Origin of the sequence: Streptomyces sp. NBC_00029, from assembly GCF_045160505.1 — a bacterium.
Taxonomy (GTDB): Bacteria; Actinomycetota; Actinomycetes; order Streptomycetales; family Streptomycetaceae; genus Streptomyces.
Genome location: NZ_CP108292.1, coordinates 7,204,400 through 7,221,465 on the forward strand (window position 1 = coordinate 7,204,400; position 17,066 = coordinate 7,221,465).

The window sequence follows — 17,066 nt, forward strand, 5'->3', positions numbered from 1 at the left end:
AGAACATTTGTCAAGTGGGCCGCCGTAGGCAGACCCTCACTTCCATGGACAACGCAATGGACAGCTCCTTCGACGTGGTGGTCGTGGGCGGCGGCGCCGCCGGGCTCGCCGGGGCACTGACCCTGGTCCGGTCCCGCCGTTCGGTACTGGTGATCGACTCCGGCAGCCCGCGCAACGCCCCGGCCGCTCACATGCACGGATACCTCGGCCAGGACGGCGAGAGCCCGGCGGACCTGCTGGCCAAGGGGCGTGCGGAGGTGACCGGCTACGGCGGGGAGGTCCGGGCGGGCAGGGCCGTCGCCGCGGACCGGCTGCCCGACGGGAGCTTCCTGGTCCGCTGCGGGGACGGCAGCACCGTGCGGGCGCGCCGGCTGCTGGTCGCCACCGGCCTGGTGGACGAGCTGCCCGACGTGCCCGGTCTCCGGGCGCGCTGGGGGCGGGACGTGCTGCACTGCCCGTACTGCCACGGCTGGGAGGTCGCGGACCGGCCGATCGCGGTTCTGGCCGACGGCCCCCTCGCCGTGCATCAGGCCCAGCTCTGGCGGCACTGGAGCGAGCGCACCACCCTGCTGGCGCACAGCTGGCGGCTCACCGCCGAGGACCGGGAACTGCTGGCCGCCCTCGGTGTCCCGGTCGTGGAGGGCGAGGTGACCGGTCTCGCGGTCCGGGACGACCGGCTGACCGCGGTGACCCTGGCGGGCGGCGCCGACGTGGAGTGCCGGGCCCTGGTGGTGGCCCCGCGGTTCACCGCCCGCTCGGGCGTCCTGACCGGCCTCGGCCTGCCGGCCACGGTCATGGAACGGGACGGCAGCACGATCGGCACCTGCGTCGCATCCGATCCGGCCACCGGGGCCACCGCGCTGCGCGGGGTCTGGGTCGCGGGCAACGTGACCTCCCCGCTGGAGAAGGTCGCGGGTGCGGCCGCCCAGGGGGCACAGGCGGCTGCGGCCATCAACAACGACCTCATCGAGGAGGAGACCAGACGGGCCGTGGAGGCCCACCGGGCGGGCATCTGAGCGATTACCGGACATCTGTGCGGGTTTCGGGCGGCCCTGGCGCGTGCAGGCTCTGAGCGGTGTGATCGTCGTACGGTCCAACAGCTCGGGGGGACGCTCCATGGCACATGTGCTGGTCATCGGCGGAGGTGTCGCGGGGCCCGCCACCGCCCTGCTCGCGGCGCGGCAGGGCCACACGGCCGAGGTTTTCGAGCGCGACGCGCGGGCCCCGGGCACCGAGCTCGACCGTGACTTCTTCGGCTGGCGGCGGCCGACCGTACCGCAGGCGGCCCAGCCGCACGTGCTGCTCGGGGCGGCGCGCAACGTCCTGCGCGGCGATCTTCCGGACGTCCACGAGGAGATGCTCCGGCTCGGCGCCCGCGAACGGCACGAACTGGACTGGTTCGACGCCCGCCCGCCCGCACTGCCCGGTGACGATGACCTCGTGATGCTGCAGGCCCGGCGCATCGTGCTGGAGAGCGCGCTGGCCACGGCGCTGCGCGCGGAACCGGGGGTCGTCGTCCGGTACGGGGAGCCGGTCACCGGACTGATCACGGCCCCGGGGCCGTCCGGGGGCAACGGGAGCGCGATGGGGGCCGGGAGCGGGAGCGGGCTCGGGCTCGGGCAGGGGTGCGGGATCCGTGTGACGGGAGTGACCACCGAGACCGGGAGTTACCCGGGGGACCTGGTCGTGGACGCCTGCGGGCGGCGCGGGGGCACCGAACGCAGGCTGGCCGAGGTGGGCTGCCGGCCGCCGCTCGTGGAACGGCACCGCACCGGGCTCGCGTACTTCTGCCGCTGGTACCGGCTGCCGGAGGGCATGGAGGAGGGGCCGCGCCGGCCGTGGGCGGTCACCGGCGGGGCCTTCGCCGGCTGCGCCGTCTTCCCGGCCGACAACCGGGCGTTCGCCGTGACGCTGTTCGTGCACACCGAGGACACCACCCGATCGGCGCTGCGCGACCCGGCCGTCTTCGAGGCGGCGGCGCGCGCCTTCCCGCCCGGCGCGGCCTGGCTGGCGCTGGGTGCCGAGCCGCTGTCGGGCGTCCTGGCCACGGCGAGCCTGGACAACCGGTGGAGTGCGCTGGTCGACGAACGGGGCCCGGTGGTGACGGGACTGGTGCCGGTCGGTGACTCGATCACCCACACCAACCCGACCCTCGGGCAGGGCACCTCGCTGGCCCTGTGGGCGGCGCGCAGGGTGGCCCGTACGGTGCACCGCGACCCGGGCTCGGCGAAGTACGCCGTCGATCACCACGCCTGGGCGCAACGCACCCTGAAGCCGTGGTTCGACTTTCAGGTGGTCGCCGACGCGGCCATCGGGGAGCGCTTCGCGACGCGGGCCGGGCGCGGCGGGACGGCGCGCGAGGTGTCCGCGCTGTTCGACTGCGCGCTGGAGGATCCCGAGGTGATGCGGGCGAGGGCGCGGGTCCGGCACCTGGTGGAGCCGCCGGAGCGGGCGTACGCGGATCCGGAGGTCCGCGCCCGGGTGGCGCGCTGGCTGGCGGCCCGGCCGGACTACGCGCCGAACGCGACGGGGCCGGACCGGGAGGAGTGGGAGAAGCTGACGGCGGGATGAGGCGGGGCGCCGTCGGTCGTGGCGGGGGCGGGGCGGGGGCGTGTCAGGACGGCGGGGCGGCCGGAGGGGCGGCCGCTCAGCCGGCGGTACCGTTCGTACCGCTCGTACCGCCGGCAGGGGGGCCGAGGACTTCGGCGAGGTCGTAGCCGACGACCTCCTCCAACTGGGCGTAGGTGCAGCTCTCGGGAGTCCGGTCGGCGCGCCAGCGGTGGAACTGCGCGGTGTGCCGGAAGCGGTCGCCCTCCATGTGGTCGTACCGCACCTCGACGACCCGCTCGGGGCGGAGCGGGACCCAGGACAGGTCCTTCTTGCCGGTCCAGCGGCTCTGGGCGCCGGGCAGCCGGGCGCTCTCGTGGGCGGACTCCTCTGCCCAGGCGGCCCAGGGGTGGCCGGCCGGATCGGCCATCCGCAGGGGTTCCAGTTCCTCCACCAGCTCGGCGCGGCGCTTCATGGGGAAGGCGGCGCACACGCCGACGTGCTGGAGAGCGCCCTGGGCGTCGTACAGGCCGAGCAGCAGCGATCCGACAATCGGACCGCTCTTGTGGAAACGGAAACCCGCGACGACGACGTCGGCCGTACGTTGGTGTTTGACCTTGAACATGAGGCGCGCATCGGGCCGGTAGGGGAGATCGAGCGGTTTGGCGATCACCCCGTCGAGCCCGGCGCCCTCGAATCGCTCGAACCACTCCTGCGCGAGCGCGGGATCGGTGGTCGCGGGCGCGAGATGCACGGGGGGCCGAGCAGTGGAGAGGGACCGGGCGAGGGCGGTACGGCGGTCGGCGAGCGGGGTGTCGAGCAGCGACTCGTCGCCGAGGGCGAGCAGGTCGAAGGCGACGAAGCCGGCGGGTGTGGTCTCGGCCAGCAGGGCGACACGGGACTGCGCGGGATGGATCCGCTCGGTCAGCCGGTCGAAGTCGAGGCGCCCGCCATGAACGATCACGATCTCGCCGTCCATCACGCAACGGCTCGGCAGATTGCTCTTCAGCGACTCCACCAGTTCGGGAAAATACCTGGTCAGGGACTTGCCCGTGCGGCTGCCGAGCTCGATCTCATCGCCGTCGCGGTACACGATGGCCCGGAAGCCGTCCCACTTGGCCTCGTACTGCATTCCGGGCGGGATCTTCGCCACGGACTTGGCGAGCATCGGCTTCACGGGCGGCATCACTGGCAGATCCATGCCACTGATTCTGCGGTGGTACGTCCGGACCCGCCCGGTATGCGCGTATGACCGGGCCCGCCTACCGTGGCGCACATGGGTGCTGCCGGTAGTGCGATCGAGCTGGACGCGGGCGGGCGGACGGTACGGCTGTCCAGCCCGGACAAGGTGTACTTCCCGGAGCGCGGCCTCACCAAGAGGGACGTGGCCGAGTACTACCTGGCGGTCGCGCCCGGCATCACGCGCGCCCTGCGCAACCGGCCCACGACCCTGGAGCGCTTCCCGGACGGGGTGGAGGGCGAGTCCTTCTTCCAGAAGCGGGCACCGAAGAACCTTCCCGACTGGATCCCCACCGCCCACATCGCCTTCCCGAGCGGCCGCACGGCCGACGAGATCTGCCCGACCGAGCCGGCCGCCGTCCTCTGGGCGGCCAACCTGGGCTGCCTCACCTTCCACCCCTGGCCGGTGCGGCGGGAGGACACCGACCGTCCCGACGAGCTCCGGATCGACCTGGACCCGCAGCCGGGCACCGACTACCACCACGCGGTGGCGGCCGCCCACGAACTGCGCGCCCTGCTGGAGGACCTGGGCCTGCGCGGCTGGCCCAAGACTTCGGGCGGCCGCGGGCTCCACGTCTTCGTGCCGATCGAGCCGCGCTGGACCTTCACCGAGGTCCGGCGGTGCGCCATCGCCCTCGGCCGGGAACTGGAACGCCGCATGCCGGGCAAGGTCACGACGGCATGGTGGAAGGAGGAGCGCGGCGAGCGGATCTTCGTCGACTACAACCAGACGGCACGCGACCGCACGATCGCCTCCGCCTACTCGGTCCGCCCCCGCCCGCACGCCCCGGTGTCGGCGCCCCTGCGCTGGGACGAGGTGGACGACGCGGAGCCCCGCGACTTCGACATCGTGACCATGCCGGCCCGCTTCGCCGAACTGGGCGATCTGCACGCGGACATGGACGACCATGCCTTCGCCCTGGACGCCGTACTGGACCTCGCGGCCCGCGACGAACACGAGCACGGCCTGGGCGACATGCCTTACCCCCCGGACTACCCGAAGATGCCCGGCGAACCCAAGCGCGTCCAGCCCAGCCGGGCGAAGCACGAGGACTGACAACCGCCGCCGCCCGACCAGCCCACCGACCGATCGACCGACCGACCGCGAAGACCCTGATCCCTAGGGTCCTGCCACGGCGCGCGCGATCAGGTCGTGGATCAGGAACTCTCCGGGCAGACGCTTCTCCTTGAGGAGGGCGAGGTCGTCGTCCGGACCGAACCAGCCGTAGGCGCAGTGCTTGGACCATTCCAGCGCGGGATGCTCCAAGTCGCCCTCGACGTCGACGAGAAAGTCGGCCTCGTGGCGGAGTCCGGCGCCGTCGTCCCCGGTCCAGCTGGTGGTGCCGAGGATTCGCCGTACGTGGCGGAGCCGCCAGCCGGTCTCTTCCTCGACCTCGCGGGCGAGAGCCTCCAAGAGGGTTTCCCCGGCCTCGACATGGCCACCGACGATGTCCCAGGTGCCCGGGAAGAGCCGTCGGCCCGGGCTGCGCTTCTGGGCGAAGGCTTCACCGGCGCCGTTGAGGACGACGGCACCGACGGTCCACACCTCGCCCGGTGCGGGAACGGGCAGTTCAACGCCTGGGTCCACGCTGAACGCCCCGTGCTGTGTCGGCATGGCCGACACAGTAGCCCGGGCGGTCGGTCGGGCTTCGCTTGTCAGCGAACCCGGTCGCTCTGGGGTCCGGCGCCTTTGATCCTGGTGGGAGTTCCGTCTGGATCGAAGGAGCGGCGGAAGGTGAAGGCGTGCGGCGCGGAGTCGTGGCCGTGGAGGTGTTCCAGCCTCGAAACCCCCTCCTGCCAGGTGGGTATCACGCCGTCGGCGACCCACCAGAGCACGTGGAGCGGGTGTTCCGTTGCCTGCTCGAACCAGTCGTAACGCCTGTTCAGCGCCTCACGGTGCAGACCGGTGTAGATGGCGTCGAAGGCGGAGCCCAGGTCGGTCCAGAGCGAGAGGGTGGCGGCCAGGGCAGTGGTTTCCACCGTACGGCCCTTGCCGTACCAGATCGGTACGGCGAACTCTCCCCATGGACCCCAGTCCAAGTCGAAGTGTGTGCCCCGGTCGCCGTCTGCCGCTTCGGCGCGAGCGAGGTATCCGGGGTGCTGGCTGATCTTCCGGTAGATGGCCTCGCCGCTGTCGTGGAGTTCGCGCGTGAGGGGTGCGGGATCGGCGAGAGGTGACTTCAGGACGCCGAATGTGTACAGCGCAAGATGGGGCATGCGTCTCTCCCTGGCGGGGATCCCTGGTGTGGACCCGGTCCGGTGGTTAATTCGTCCCGTCGCGGGCGGCTCGGCTTGAAAGAACTCCTGTGCGACCGTGGGCGATCGCCGAGGACCAGGTGAAGGTAGCTGCCTATGCGGACCCTGTCGAAGTTGCGTTTTTTCTGTTCAAGTGGCCTCCTGCGTCCGGTCATTGGCCCACGGCCACGAGGCCGGGCAGTGAATGTGGGCACTGAATGTGGATGCGGATGTCCTTCGTCAGCGTAGATAGTCGCCGGTCATGCTCTGACCTGGCCGGACTATGTTCGTTGACAGACGACTTGCGTCAGGTCTACTGCCAACCGCAGTTCGGGGAGAGAGAAGGATCGACAGTGTCCGGCGAGCACGATGAGGCAGGGTTTCGGTTCAGTTGGCGTGGCAGCCACGACGCTGGCATGCCCGTTGACGACCTGTGGTTGGCGATCAACAAGGACCCGGACGGTACCTGGTGCCTCGACGCGTACTTCATCGGACGCACGACACTGACGGGTGGCGCACCGCAGGCCGCCGCCTTCGCCGAGTGGCTGCTGGCCTGCCCACCCGAAGGCCGGTATGAGAAGGAGTTCGTGCTGGTTGACGGCGAACCGCAGAGCGGATCGCGCCGACTCGCGGACGGTGCTCGACTCACCGTCGAAATCCTGTTGGGCCGTGAAGAAGCGGGTGGGCCCGAGTACCTCCAAGTGGTCTTGTCGGGCGAGATCCGCACCTACGGCTTTGCGGTGTGCGCACCGCTGGAATGCCAGCAGGTGCTTCGCGCTGAGCTAGAAGCCGCCGCGGCCCGACTCCTCGCCTCACGCGCCTAGGTTCGCTGGCCAAGAAGCCGCAACAACTGTGCTCGCCGGCAAGACGCCTCGGCTGGATGACAGCCGACACCGGATGTGGGTGCGCGCGGCGTCGACAGGACATAAAACAACACGAACGCTCGTGCTAATATCTGCTCATCGGCTTGCCCTCGGCACCTGGCTGCCCTGAGGAGAATCCCGGAGAACCCGCGCATGCATCCCATGGCTTCACTCCTGAGCACCACCCTCAACGTCACCGCCCGGCTCGCCCCGGGACTGGCCGGGCCCCCGGCCTTCGCGCTGTTCGTCCGGCCCCTCGGGCGGGCGCGGCTGAAGCCCCGGGAGGCGGAGGTGATGGCGCGGGCCGAACGGGGGCGGATGGACGTGCGCGGCACGGCCGTGACCACGTACCGCTGGGGGGAGGGGGACAGGCCCGTTCTGATCGTGCACGGGTGGTCCTCGCGCGCCTCACGGTTCGCCGGCTTCGTCGAGGCCCTGCGGGCCCAGGGCCGCACCGTGATCGCCTTCGACGCCCCCGGGCACGGCGAGTCCGACGGCCGCGCCTCAACGATCCTCGACTACCGCACCATCATCGGCCGACTGCACGCCGAGCACGGAGACTTCTCGGCCGTCGTGGCCCACTCCTTCGGTGTGCTCGCCACCTTCTCCATGCTGTACGACGGCATGCGGGTCGACCGTGTCGTCGGTATCGGCGGCGTGGCCGACTTCGATCACCTCGTGGAACGCTTCCGCGCCGGCCTGAACCTGCGCGAACGCGTCGGGCGCGTACTGCGCACCCACGTCGAGCGCCGCCTCTTCCCCGGTGACCCCGGCATCTGGCAGCGGCTCGATGCCCGCCGCCGCTTCGAGGGCATGGGGGCGCCGATCCTCCTCGTCCACGACACCGAGGACGATGTGATCACCCCCGCCCAGTCCCGCGCGATCGCGGCCGCGTACGGCGCGCAGGCCCGCCTGATCGAGACCACGGGACTCGGTCACGGCCGCATCCTCACCGACCCCGATGTCATCGCGACGGCGGTCGAGTTCACACGCTCCGAGCGCGCGCCCGAGCCCGAGACGGAGGTCGATACTGCGCCCGCACCCGCGGGGCGCACATGAGGGGTGGCGTCAGGAAGGCGAGCTGAACGCAGGCGGTCGTTCCGGGAGTTCGTCCGGAGCGGCCGCCACCGCACGCAGTCGACGCAGGATGCCGCGTCCGGCCCGCTCGTACGCCAACGGGTCCTCGTGCAGGACGGAGTGCGAGTTGGCCAGTTCCATCAGGGCCGTCAACTCGAAGGCGAGCTGCGGCACCTCTTCCGTGTCGGAGGCGTCCCGGAATCCGCCCGCCAGCCGCGCCTCGTCCAGCAGCCGCTCGATATAACGCGTCCAGTCGGAGCGCACCTTGGCGATCTCGTCCCGGACGGGGCCCGGTCGGGCGTCGAACTCCGCGGAGACGGCGTAGAAGAAGCATCCGCCGGGGAAGACCCGGCGCCCGGAGTAGTCGAGCCAGCGCTCGCACAGCCGCCACACCTTGGCGAGCCCGTCGGGGTCCCGGCGCACGGGCCGCACAACATCGTCCACGAACACGTCCACGGCGGCGCGGACGGTGGCGAGCTGCAGATCCTCCTTGGAGCCGAAGAGCGCGAAGACCCCGCTCTTGCTCAGACCGAGGTCCGCCGCGATCTTCCCGAGGGAGAGGCCCTCCAGACCCTCCACGGAGGCGACGTTCACCGTCCGGTCGAGGACGGCCCGTCGCGTCTGGTTACCGCGTTCCACGCGTCCGTCAGCCATGGCGCCATTCTATCGAACGCACGGTCGTTCACTCAGTGCCCGAGCGGCGCCGCTGTCAGTGCCGGATGCGATGCTCGACGGGCATGGACGGTGGCCGGCGGACTCCTTCGGGGCACGGTTCGCGGGCGTCGGCAGCGTGTCGACACCGGGGTCATGACAGGGTGTTGATCAGTCGTTGATCGGACGTCCATCCGCGGCGGTAAGTATCACCGGCATGTCGATGAACACCACTGCCGCAACCACTGACACCGCCTGGTACGACCTCGCCCTCTGTGCCCAGATAGGCCCCGGGTTCTTCTTCCCGGAGCCCGGATCCTCTCTGCGCGACGCGAAGCGGCTGTGCGGGGAATGCGAGGGGCGGGCGGCGTGCCTGGAGTACGCCCTGGCCAACGACGAGCGCTTCGGAGTCTGGGGCGGTCTGTCGGAGTCCGAGCGCCTCGCCCTGCGCCCCGGCCGCCGCTGATCAGGTGCGCGTCCCCTTCCCGCTGCCACGGACCAGCCCCACTCGCCGCGCGAGGTCGAACCCCTCACCACCGCACTCCTCCCGTCGCGGTGTGTGGGGCACGACGCGCACGGGGTAATGGCCCCCGACGGGCGATACGACGCCACCGAACCGGGGGTCTCCCGCGAACCAGATCCGGTCGGGGTGATCGTCCTCCAGGATGGCGAGCGGGACGGGGAACGGGATGATCCGGAACATGGCCGTGAAGTCCTCCCGGAACGGGATGGCGACGGTTGCTGGGCTTCCGGGCGGCCGACGTGGGTGTCGGCACGGCCACTCGCGCCAGGGATAGGACTGGAGAACGGCCGCAACGCGTCGTCGGCGGAAGTAGGCGACGATCACCCAGGGCAGGTAGGGCGCTACGGCAATGATCATGAGAGCGAAGGCTGCTGCCGCATGCGGGACGCGGTCGATGCAGGCGAGGGCCGCCAGTGGGGGGCCGCCGAGGCTGAGCACCCACTTGAGGCGGCGGACGGCCAAGCGCTTGTAGCCGATCACGGTCGGAGGGTGGTCCCAGGCTGCCTTGATGAGAGTGACACTCATAGAAGTACATCCAGGATGCGCGAGGTCCCTGCCGCTGCTGGTGCACTCGGTTCGGGGTCGGAGAAGCGGAGTGTGTGCGCGACCGCTTCGAGGATGTCTGTATAGGCGTCGGCGTGTTGGGTGGAGGTGCTGGTGAGATCGAGAAAGAGCAGGTGAAATCCGTCGGGATGTACGGTCGCAACTCTGGCCTGAAACAGATGGTGCTTCACGTCAGGCACGGAAATGATCCCGGCGACCAGACAGCACGGGAGAGTTGACGGGAGGTCAATGAACCGTCGGTCGGCGTTGGTCCACAGCGGGGAGTTGGCGATGGACAGAGCCGTACGTGCCACGGCGAGGCGAGGGTTGGGCTGATCGACTCGTCGGACGGTCAGAGAGAACAGCGAGGTTGTGACGCCGACCGGCTGTTCGGGGTGGAAGCCGAGCGCAGTGTGTACGACGTCGTGTTCTGTCAGTCCCTCAAGTGCGTCCATGAGGTGGGACAGTTCCTGCTGGGCATCGGCACTGTCCAAGACCTCGGCGAATGCATTCAAGGACGCCCTGTCGCCGGGGCCGATATCGTGGAAACCCGGAGGCAGGCGGAACCAGTACGGAGGAATGCTGCTCTGTTGCGTCATGGCCTCAGCACCGACCAGACGTGCCCTGACTTCCTGATAGCCGAGGGAGCGTCGTCCAGTACCCCTCGAGTGCCGTCCACCGCCGTCGAGCCTTGCTCAATCGTTTCATTGTCCGAGGTGTAATCCCCTACGGCGGTCAGCGCACCTGTAGTTGCCACCGCCACCCCCACGCGGTCTCTGGCGTCCTGAGTCGACGACCGCATGGCCCAGCCGGTGAGAGGGCTGTCCAGCTGACGCAGGTCCTCCGAAGTACTCCATGCCGTTTGCCGGAACGCGGTGGCCCCCGGGGCTAGACCGGCCACGGCGCTGCCTTCCGGGGCGGCGGCCATCGCGGCCCGGGCTGCTGCTGTGCCGGCCTTGGCGCCGGAAGCGACCGCTGCCACACCCGGGACCACGCCGACGGTGTCTCCCAGAAGCGTCACCCCGCTCTTCCAGAAGTCCGCGTCGAACTGTCCCTTGGTGAAGCCGTCGGTCAGGGACTTGCGGAACTTCGGGTCCGAGGTGTGCATCGCCAGGGCTGCCAGGGACAGGCCGCTCCCGACGAGCATGATCGCTAGCCCCGCCGGCGGGCAGAGAAGGGCCACCCCCGCTCCGATCGCACCGAGGATCGCCGACGCGTTCGACATCGCGTCCGCCGGGTCTTCGACGATCTTGTTCCAGATGGAGGCCAGTAGGCCCGGTTCCTTCGGGGCCAGGTGGTCCGTCGCCGCGTTCAGGGTCTTCGCCACCCGGCGGGCCGCCGCCGCGTGTTCCGTGGCCAGTTCGTTCGCCAGGCGGCGGGCGTCCGTGAGGGCCTCCTCCGTCTTTGCCGCGGCGGCCCGGGACTCGTACCGGGTCGCCAGCGCTCGGTGGGAGACCAGGGTGTCGTGCCATCCCGTGAGGCGACGGGCCGCCTCCGCGAGGGAGGTGTGGGCCGAGCCGAGATAGCGCGGGAGGTCCTTCGAGAGGGAGGCGCGGAAGGCGGTGGCGGCCTCGCCCTGCCAGGCCGCGCTGTGGGAGACCAGATCCTTCACCACCCGGGAAGCCTCCCCGAGGGAGGCGGCCGAGGCGCTGAGCTTCTTGGCCAGGGCCAGGACCGTCGCGGGATTGCCCGGGGCCGGGTCGAATCCCAGCGCCGCGTACTCAGCCACGCGCGGCTGCCACGCGGAGGAAGGCCGCGCGGATGGCCTGGTCCAGCTCCGCGTACTCCGCGGCGCTGCGGTCCACGCCCTCCCGTACGTCCTTGACGCGTTTGGTCAGCTCCTGCGCGCCGTAGGCCCAGCGTTCCTGGAAGCCGTCACAGGCCGCGTCGAGGTCCGCCGTGCCCAGCTGGTCGGGCCGTACGTGGTCCAGGGCGCGCCGGGCCTCCCGCAGGGAGGCCAGAGAGGAGTCCAGGGCGCGTGTCAGACGGGTCAGCTGGTCGATGTCCACCTGGAGCGAGGTCATGACGCGAAACCCTGGCAGAGCGCGGCTCTACCAGGGCAATCGGCGTCACTCGCCCGAGCGAGCGGAAATCGGTCAGCCCTTGCGGGCGGCGAGGCGGGCCGCGCGGGCGGCCAGCTTCTCGTCGAACTTGCGGGCCTCGGCGTCCAGGCCGTTCATGAACATGCCGAGCTCCTCCTGGGCCTTCTGGCCGTCGGGGCCGAGACCGTCGATGTCCATGATCTTGAGGAAGCGGATCACGGGGCTCAGCACGTCGTCGTGGTGGATCCGCATGTTGTAGACCCCGCCGATGGCCATCTGCGCGGCCATGCGCTCGAAGCCGGGCATGCCGTGTCCGGGCATCCGGAAGTTGACGACGACGTCCCGGACGGCCTGCATGGTGAGGTCCGGGGCGATCTCGAAGGCCGCGCCCAGCAGGTTGCGGTAGAAGACCATGTGCAGGTTCTCGTCCTGCGCGATGCGGGCCAGCATCCGGTCGCAGACCGGGTCACCGGACTGGTGGCCGGTGTTGCGGTGCGAGATGCGGGTCGCGAGCTCCTGGAAGGCCACGTACGCCACCGAGTGCAGCATCGAGTGGCGGTTGTCGGACTCGAAGCCCTCCGACATGTGCTGCATGCGGAACGCTTCGAGCTTGTCCGGGTCCACGGCGCGCGAGGCCAGCAGGTAGTCGCGCATCACGATGCCGTGGCGGCCCTCCTCGGCGGTCCAGCGGTGCACCCACGTGCCCCAGGCGCCGTTGCGGCCGAAGAGCGTCGCGATCTCGTGGTGGTAGCTGGGGAGGTTGTCCTCGGTCAGCAGGTTCACGACCAGCGCGATCTTGCCGATGTCGGTGACCTTGGACTGCTGCGGGTCCCAGGCTTCGCCGTCCTCGAAGAAGCCGGGGAAGTTCCGGCCCTCGCTCCACGGAACGTACTCGTGGGGCATCCAGTCCTTGGTGACCTTCAGATGGCGGTTGAGCTCCTTTTCGACCACTTCTTCCAGCGCGAACAGCAGCTTGGCGTCCGTCCACGCCTCCGAGCTGCCGAGGTGGGGAGAGGTGATCGTCACGGGTACTCCTGGGTGTAAAGCGAACTACCTACGGTTCCGTAGCCTACGGAGTCGTAGGTTAAGCGTGACGTCAAGGTCAGCCAAGCCCCCGGTGGGTGTATGTCCAGTTACATCCAGTTATCTGGGCAGTTTATGGCGGGTGAGAGCGGGCATCCAGGGGCCAAAATCACGCCAGCAGGTGGTCGGTGGTCCGTCGTTTTGACGGCAGAAAATAGATTCCGCTTCGCCGGGATCCCCGGATGCGCCGGTCGCGGAACCGCAGCGGCACCGCATCCTGGGCCGGGCCGGGCCGCCCTCGGCCGTCGGCGCCGACGCCAGGGACGCGACCTGCGCGGGAGACGTCCGAGAGCGGCGGCGGCTGCGGCCGAGGGGCGGCCTCAGTCGTTGGACCAGAGCCGGTCCCGGACCTCCTCGGCCGTCGACGGGCGCAGTTCCCCGTCCAGCATGAGCCACCGCGTGATGCCGATCGACTCGAGGAACGGCACGTCGTGGCTCGCCACCACGAGCGCGCCCCGGTACGACTCCAGCGCGTTCGTCAGCTGCCGCACGCTGGCCAGGTCCAGGTTGTTCGTCGGCTCGTCCAGCATCAGCAGCTGCGGAGCGGGCTCCGCCAGCAGCAGCGCCGCCAGCGCTGCCCGGAAGCGTTCGCCGCCCGACAGGGTGCCGGCCGGGCGGTCCGCCCGGGCGCCGCGGAAGAGGAAGTGCGCGAGCCGCGCCCGGATCACGTTGTTCGTGGCCTGCGGGGCGAACCGTGCCACGTTCTCCACCACCGAACGGCTCTCGTCCAGGACGTCGAGGCGCTGCGGCAGGAACCGCGTCGTCACGTGCGCCACCGCCTCACCGGACACCGGCGGCAGCTGCCCCGCGATCGTGCGCAGCAGCGTGGTCTTGCCCGACCCGTTGCGGCCGACCAGCGCGATCCGTTCCGGACCCCGCAGTTCCCACTCGCCCGGTACGGCGGCTCCGTGGGCCAGGCGCAGATCGCTCAGGGTCAGGACCCGCCGGCCCGGCGGGACCTCGGTGGCGGGCAGTTCGATGCGGATCTCGTCGTCGTCGCGCACCGCTTCCACCGCCTGGTCCAGGCGGTCCTTCGCCTGTGCCAGTTTCTCGGTGTGCATGATCCGGTGCTTGCCCGCCGACTCCTGCGCTGCGCGCTTGCGGGCGCCCATCACGATCTTCGGCTCGCGCTTGTTGTCGTACATCTTCTGTCCGTACCGCTTGCGCCGCGCCAGTTTGACCTGGGCGTCGGCCAGTTCGCGCTTCTGGCGCTGTACGTCGGCCTCCGCGACCCGGACCATCCGCTCGGCCGATTCCTGCTCGGCGGCGAGCATGGCCTCGTAGTCCGTGAAGTTCCCTCCGTACCAGCGGACTTCGCCCTCCCGCAGATCGGCGATCTGATCGACCCGCTCCAGCAGTTCCCGGTCGTGGCTGACCAGGAGCATCACCCCGGACCAGGACTCGACCGCCTCGTACAGGCGGCCCCGGGCCCGCAGGTCCAGGTTGTTGGTGGGCTCGTCCAGCAGCAGGACGTCGGGGCGCGCGAGCAGCAGGGCGGCCAGCCGCAGCAGTACGGACTCGCCGCCCGACAGCTCGCCGACGGTGCGGTCCAGGCCGATCCGGGCGAGGCCCAGCTGGTCGAGCGTGGCCAGGGCCCGCTCCTCCACGTCCCAGTCGTCGCCGACGGCACCGAAGTTGGCCTCGGTTGCCTCGCCCGCCTCGATGGCGTGGAGTGCGGCGCGGGTGGTGTGGATGCCGAGCGCCTCGTCCACGCGCAGCGCGGTGTCGAGGGTGACGTTCTGCGGGAGGTGGCCGACCGAGCCGGCGACGGATGACTGGCCCCCGGCCGGGGTCAGTTCACCGGCGATCAGCTTCAGCAGGGTGGATTTCCCACAGCCGTTGAGGCCGATCAGGCCGGTGCGGCCGGGTCCCACGGAGAGCTGGAACCCGTCGAAGACGGGGGTGCCGTCGGGCCAGTCGAAGGACAGGTCGGAGCAGGTGATGAAAGCAGGGGCGTGACTCATGGAGGCCTCCAGGTTGCGTGAGTGGTGCGTGCAACGCGGGGAGACAGCCGACGCTCAGAGAATGACGGTGACGGTGACGGTGATGTCGAAGGTCACAGCGGTCGGTGTCTCGAACCTCAGACGAGCAATGTCCTGCTCCGTTTCGACGGTGATGGGCCGTCTTCGAAGCTACGGGCGGCCGGAGCCACCCGCAATCGAATTACTCAGCAGGTGTCGCGCATCAGCTCGGCCAGGCTGTGGTCCATGTCCAGGTAGAGGTGTTCGAGACCGGGCGGCACCACGGTCGCCGCCCGCTCCAGGAAGCGGTGCAGCTCGGCCGTCAGCATCAGCACGATCGCGACGCCTTCGGTCGCGTGGAACTCGATGGTGGTCCGGTCGCCGTCGTACGGGCGCACGCGTACGTCGCCACAGCCCGACGGGCGGTCCAGCCCGGACTCCAGCAGTTCGCGCGAGAAGGTCCACGAGACCTCGACGCCCTCCAGCGTGGCCGGGGCGGGGAAGGCCATGCGCACGGCGAAAGGATCCGCACGGTCGTAGCAGAGGGTGACGGGCACGGTCTCGACCTTCGGCGCGGTGGCGACCAGACGGGCCTGTGCGGCCTGCTCGATGACAGTGATCAAGGCTCACTCCCTTGCGGCGGATCTGCTGCCGGACGGCGGGGCGGGGCCCGGCAACCCGATAGACGCCGGAATCGGCAAATCCGTGCATGGGCCGTTGCGTGAGCTGTGTCACCGATTGGCCGGAACCGCTCTGTGTGATCGCACAGAGTGACCGGGTGGGAGGATGTGCGCGAAGGTGGCCCCCGAATCGCAGAGGGGCCGGGGGGCCTCCCAGAAGGGCTTGTTACCGATCACTCCACAGGCCTAAGGGGCCGCATCAGGAGCGCGTAGAGGGTGGCGGAGACGGTCATGCCGACGGGCAGGGAGAGGTCCATGCCGCCGAGCGCCGAGGCGACCGGCCCGGTGTAGAGCGTGTTGACGCAGAGGACGGCCGCGCCCACCCCGGCCGCGAGCGCGAGGGCGCCCGCCAGGTTGACGCCGCCCGTGTACCAGAAGGGGCTGCCGGGGGTCTCGTCCGTGAGGGCCCGGCCGTCGTAGCGGAACCGGCGCAGCAGGACGTCGGTGGCGTAGACGGCCATGACGGGACCGATCAGGACGACGATCAGCTGGAGGGAGTTGCTGACGGTGTCCAGCAGGTTGGAGACGAGCAGGCCGTAGAGGGTCAGGGCGACGGCAACGGCTCCGTCGAAGAGGACGCTGACCGAGCGGCGGATGCGGACGCCGACCGCCTGGAGGGCGAGACCTGCGCTGTAGGCGGTCAATGCGTTGACGGAGACGGTGCCGAGGATCAGGGCGAGCAGGAAGACCGGGTAGAACCACCCGGGCAGGATCTTCTCCAGCGCGGCCTGCGGATCGCTCATGTCGACCGCGGTCGCGGCGAACGCGCCCAGGGAGCAGACCACGACGCTCGGCAGGAAGGCTCCGAGGGCGGTCCAGCCGATGATCGCCTTCCGTGAGGAAGTGCGGGGCAGGTAGCGGGAGAAGTCGGCGCTGGTGGTGTACGACAGCGGGCCGGAGGCGATCAGGGTGGTGCCGGCGAGGAGCGCCGCCCAGAGTTCGAGCCCGGTCAGGGCCGGGGCGGGCCGGTAGGAGAAGTCGGTGTGCCCGAGCACGGCGAAGGCGACGACGGCGAAGGCGGCGGCCAGGGCCAGGGTCATCGGGAGGTAGAGCTTCATGATCATCGCGTGGCCGTAGACGCTGATCGTCAGGGTGAGTGCGGCGATGACCACGATGACGACGGCCTTGATCCCCGTGTCGGCCGTGATCCCGGCCTGTTCCACCAGGGCGAAGGCGGCGGCCGCCGCGGCGGCCAGATTGAGCGCGAAGTAGCAGACAGAGACCAGCCAGCCGCCGACCGCGTTCATCACGCGGTTGCCGATGACGCCGTACATCGCCCGGGTGATCACCTCGCTGGGTGCGCCGGCCGCCGGGCCCGAGGTGGCGATCAGGCCGGTGAGCAGCCAGAACAGGTTGCCGACCACGATCACCGCGACGGACTGCCACAGGCTCAGGCCCATCAGGACCAGTGCGCCGCCGATCACCAGGCTGAGGTAGTTGACGTTCGCCGCCGCCCAGACGGAGAAGAGGTCCCGGGGGCGGCCGTGGCGCTCCGCGTCGGGGATGTGGTCGATGCCGTGTGCCTCGATGCGCGTCGCCCGTTCGGGGGCCGGCTCGGCCTGTCCGAGCGCTCCGGGGGCCGGGTGCGAACCGGGAGACGGGTCGGGGATCGGGGACGCCAT

18 protein-coding genes are annotated in these 17,066 nt (G+C 70.3%); 6 read left to right on the plus strand and 12 right to left on the minus strand.

The genetic code is table 11. From position 1 onward, the window contains the following. Positions 1–44 precede the first annotated feature (44 nt). Together OG753_RS33340 and OG753_RS33345 are read left to right on the plus strand one after the other, a co-directional pair. Entirely contained in the window at positions 45–1,016 is a 972-nt protein-coding gene (locus OG753_RS33340; RefSeq protein WP_405791211.1) for an NAD(P)/FAD-dependent oxidoreductase, read from the plus strand. A 100-nt stretch (positions 1,017–1,116) separates the two neighbouring features. Further along, the gene (locus OG753_RS33345; RefSeq protein WP_405791212.1) at positions 1,117–2,571 is read left to right on the plus strand and encodes an NAD(P)/FAD-dependent oxidoreductase; all 1,455 of its coding nucleotides are present in this window, start codon (positions 1,117–1,119) and stop codon (positions 2,569–2,571) included. 76 nt (positions 2,572–2,647) lie between these two features. Here OG753_RS33345 and OG753_RS33350 read toward each other — a convergent pair whose 3' ends face one another. Further along, positions 2,648–3,748 carry an ATP-dependent DNA ligase gene (locus tag OG753_RS33350; protein ID WP_405791213.1) on the minus strand — a complete coding sequence of 367 codons (1,101 nt, stop codon included), beginning with the start codon at positions 3,746–3,748 and terminating at the stop codon, positions 2,648–2,650. A gap of 75 nt (positions 3,749–3,823) precedes the next feature. Between OG753_RS33350 and ligD the strand changes: the two genes are divergently transcribed. Beyond that, the gene (gene ligD / locus OG753_RS33355) at positions 3,824–4,843 is read left to right on the plus strand and encodes a non-homologous end-joining DNA ligase (RefSeq protein WP_405791214.1); all 1,020 of its coding nucleotides are present in this window, start codon (positions 3,824–3,826) and stop codon (positions 4,841–4,843) included. 63 nt (positions 4,844–4,906) lie between these two features. Here the strand turns inward: ligD and OG753_RS33360 are convergent, their stop codons facing one another. Next, positions 4,907–5,401, minus strand: a complete 495-nt coding sequence (locus tag OG753_RS33360; protein WP_405791215.1) for an NUDIX hydrolase — start codon at positions 5,399–5,401, stop codon at positions 4,907–4,909. Positions 5,402–5,442: 41 nt separating this feature from the next. Further along, positions 5,443–6,003, minus strand: coding sequence for a DUF3291 domain-containing protein (locus tag OG753_RS33365; RefSeq protein ID WP_405791216.1), 561 nt, complete (start codon positions 6,001–6,003; stop codon positions 5,443–5,445). A 434-nt stretch (positions 6,004–6,437) separates the two neighbouring features. Here OG753_RS33365 and OG753_RS33370 point away from each other — a divergent pair, with 434 nt between their 5' ends. Together OG753_RS33370 and OG753_RS33375 are read left to right on the plus strand one after the other, a co-directional pair. Beyond that, positions 6,438–6,845, plus strand: a complete 408-nt coding sequence (locus OG753_RS33370) for a hypothetical protein (protein WP_405791217.1) — start codon at positions 6,438–6,440, stop codon at positions 6,843–6,845. 201 nt (positions 6,846–7,046) lie between these two features. Continuing rightward, the gene (locus OG753_RS33375; protein ID WP_405791218.1) at positions 7,047–7,943 is read left to right on the plus strand and encodes an alpha/beta fold hydrolase; all 897 of its coding nucleotides are present in this window, start codon (positions 7,047–7,049) and stop codon (positions 7,941–7,943) included. Positions 7,944–7,952: 9 nt separating this feature from the next. On the opposite strand, the gene OG753_RS33380 is transcribed toward OG753_RS33375, so the two are convergent. Continuing rightward, entirely contained in the window at positions 7,953–8,615 is a 663-nt protein-coding gene (locus OG753_RS33380) for a TetR/AcrR family transcriptional regulator (RefSeq protein ID WP_405791219.1), read from the minus strand. Between the two features lie 214 nt (positions 8,616–8,829). Between OG753_RS33380 and OG753_RS33385 the strand changes: the two genes are divergently transcribed. Beyond that, complete coding sequence (locus OG753_RS33385; protein ID WP_327265328.1) at positions 8,830–9,078, plus strand: WhiB family transcriptional regulator; 249 nt, start codon at positions 8,830–8,832, stop codon at positions 9,076–9,078. Here OG753_RS33385 and OG753_RS33390 read toward each other — a convergent pair whose 3' ends face one another. The 8 genes from OG753_RS33390 to OG753_RS33425 all read right to left on the minus strand — a co-directional run bounded on the left by OG753_RS33390 (position 9,079) and on the right by OG753_RS33425 (position 17,066). Then, entirely contained in the window at positions 9,079–9,615 is a 537-nt protein-coding gene (locus tag OG753_RS33390) for a hypothetical protein (RefSeq protein WP_405791220.1), read from the minus strand. A 41-nt stretch (positions 9,616–9,656) separates the two neighbouring features. Further along, on the minus strand, positions 9,657–10,277 hold the full coding sequence (locus OG753_RS33395; protein WP_405791221.1) for a hypothetical protein: 621 nt from the start codon (positions 10,275–10,277) through the stop codon (positions 9,657–9,659). Further along, positions 10,274–11,407: a hypothetical protein gene (locus tag OG753_RS33400; RefSeq protein ID WP_405791222.1), complete on the minus strand. Its 1,134-nt coding sequence runs from the start codon at positions 11,405–11,407 to the stop codon at positions 10,274–10,276. The genes OG753_RS33395 and OG753_RS33400 overlap by 4 nt, the downstream gene beginning before the upstream one ends. After that, positions 11,400–11,702, minus strand: a complete 303-nt coding sequence (locus OG753_RS33405) for a hypothetical protein (protein WP_327265332.1) — start codon at positions 11,700–11,702, stop codon at positions 11,400–11,402. The genes OG753_RS33400 and OG753_RS33405 overlap by 8 nt, the downstream gene beginning before the upstream one ends. A gap of 72 nt (positions 11,703–11,774) precedes the next feature. Continuing rightward, positions 11,775–12,746: an acyl-ACP desaturase gene (locus OG753_RS33410; RefSeq protein ID WP_327265333.1), complete on the minus strand. Its 972-nt coding sequence runs from the start codon at positions 12,744–12,746 to the stop codon at positions 11,775–11,777. Positions 12,747–13,123: 377 nt separating this feature from the next. After that, positions 13,124–14,767, minus strand: a complete 1,644-nt coding sequence (locus OG753_RS33415) for an ABC-F family ATP-binding cassette domain-containing protein (protein ID WP_327265334.1) — start codon at positions 14,765–14,767, stop codon at positions 13,124–13,126. A 203-nt stretch (positions 14,768–14,970) separates the two neighbouring features. Continuing rightward, the gene (locus tag OG753_RS33420; protein ID WP_327265335.1) at positions 14,971–15,387 is read right to left on the minus strand and encodes an SsgA family sporulation/cell division regulator; all 417 of its coding nucleotides are present in this window, start codon (positions 15,385–15,387) and stop codon (positions 14,971–14,973) included. 230 nt (positions 15,388–15,617) lie between these two features. After that, entirely contained in the window at positions 15,618–17,066 is a 1,449-nt protein-coding gene (locus tag OG753_RS33425; RefSeq protein WP_405791223.1) for a purine-cytosine permease family protein, read from the minus strand.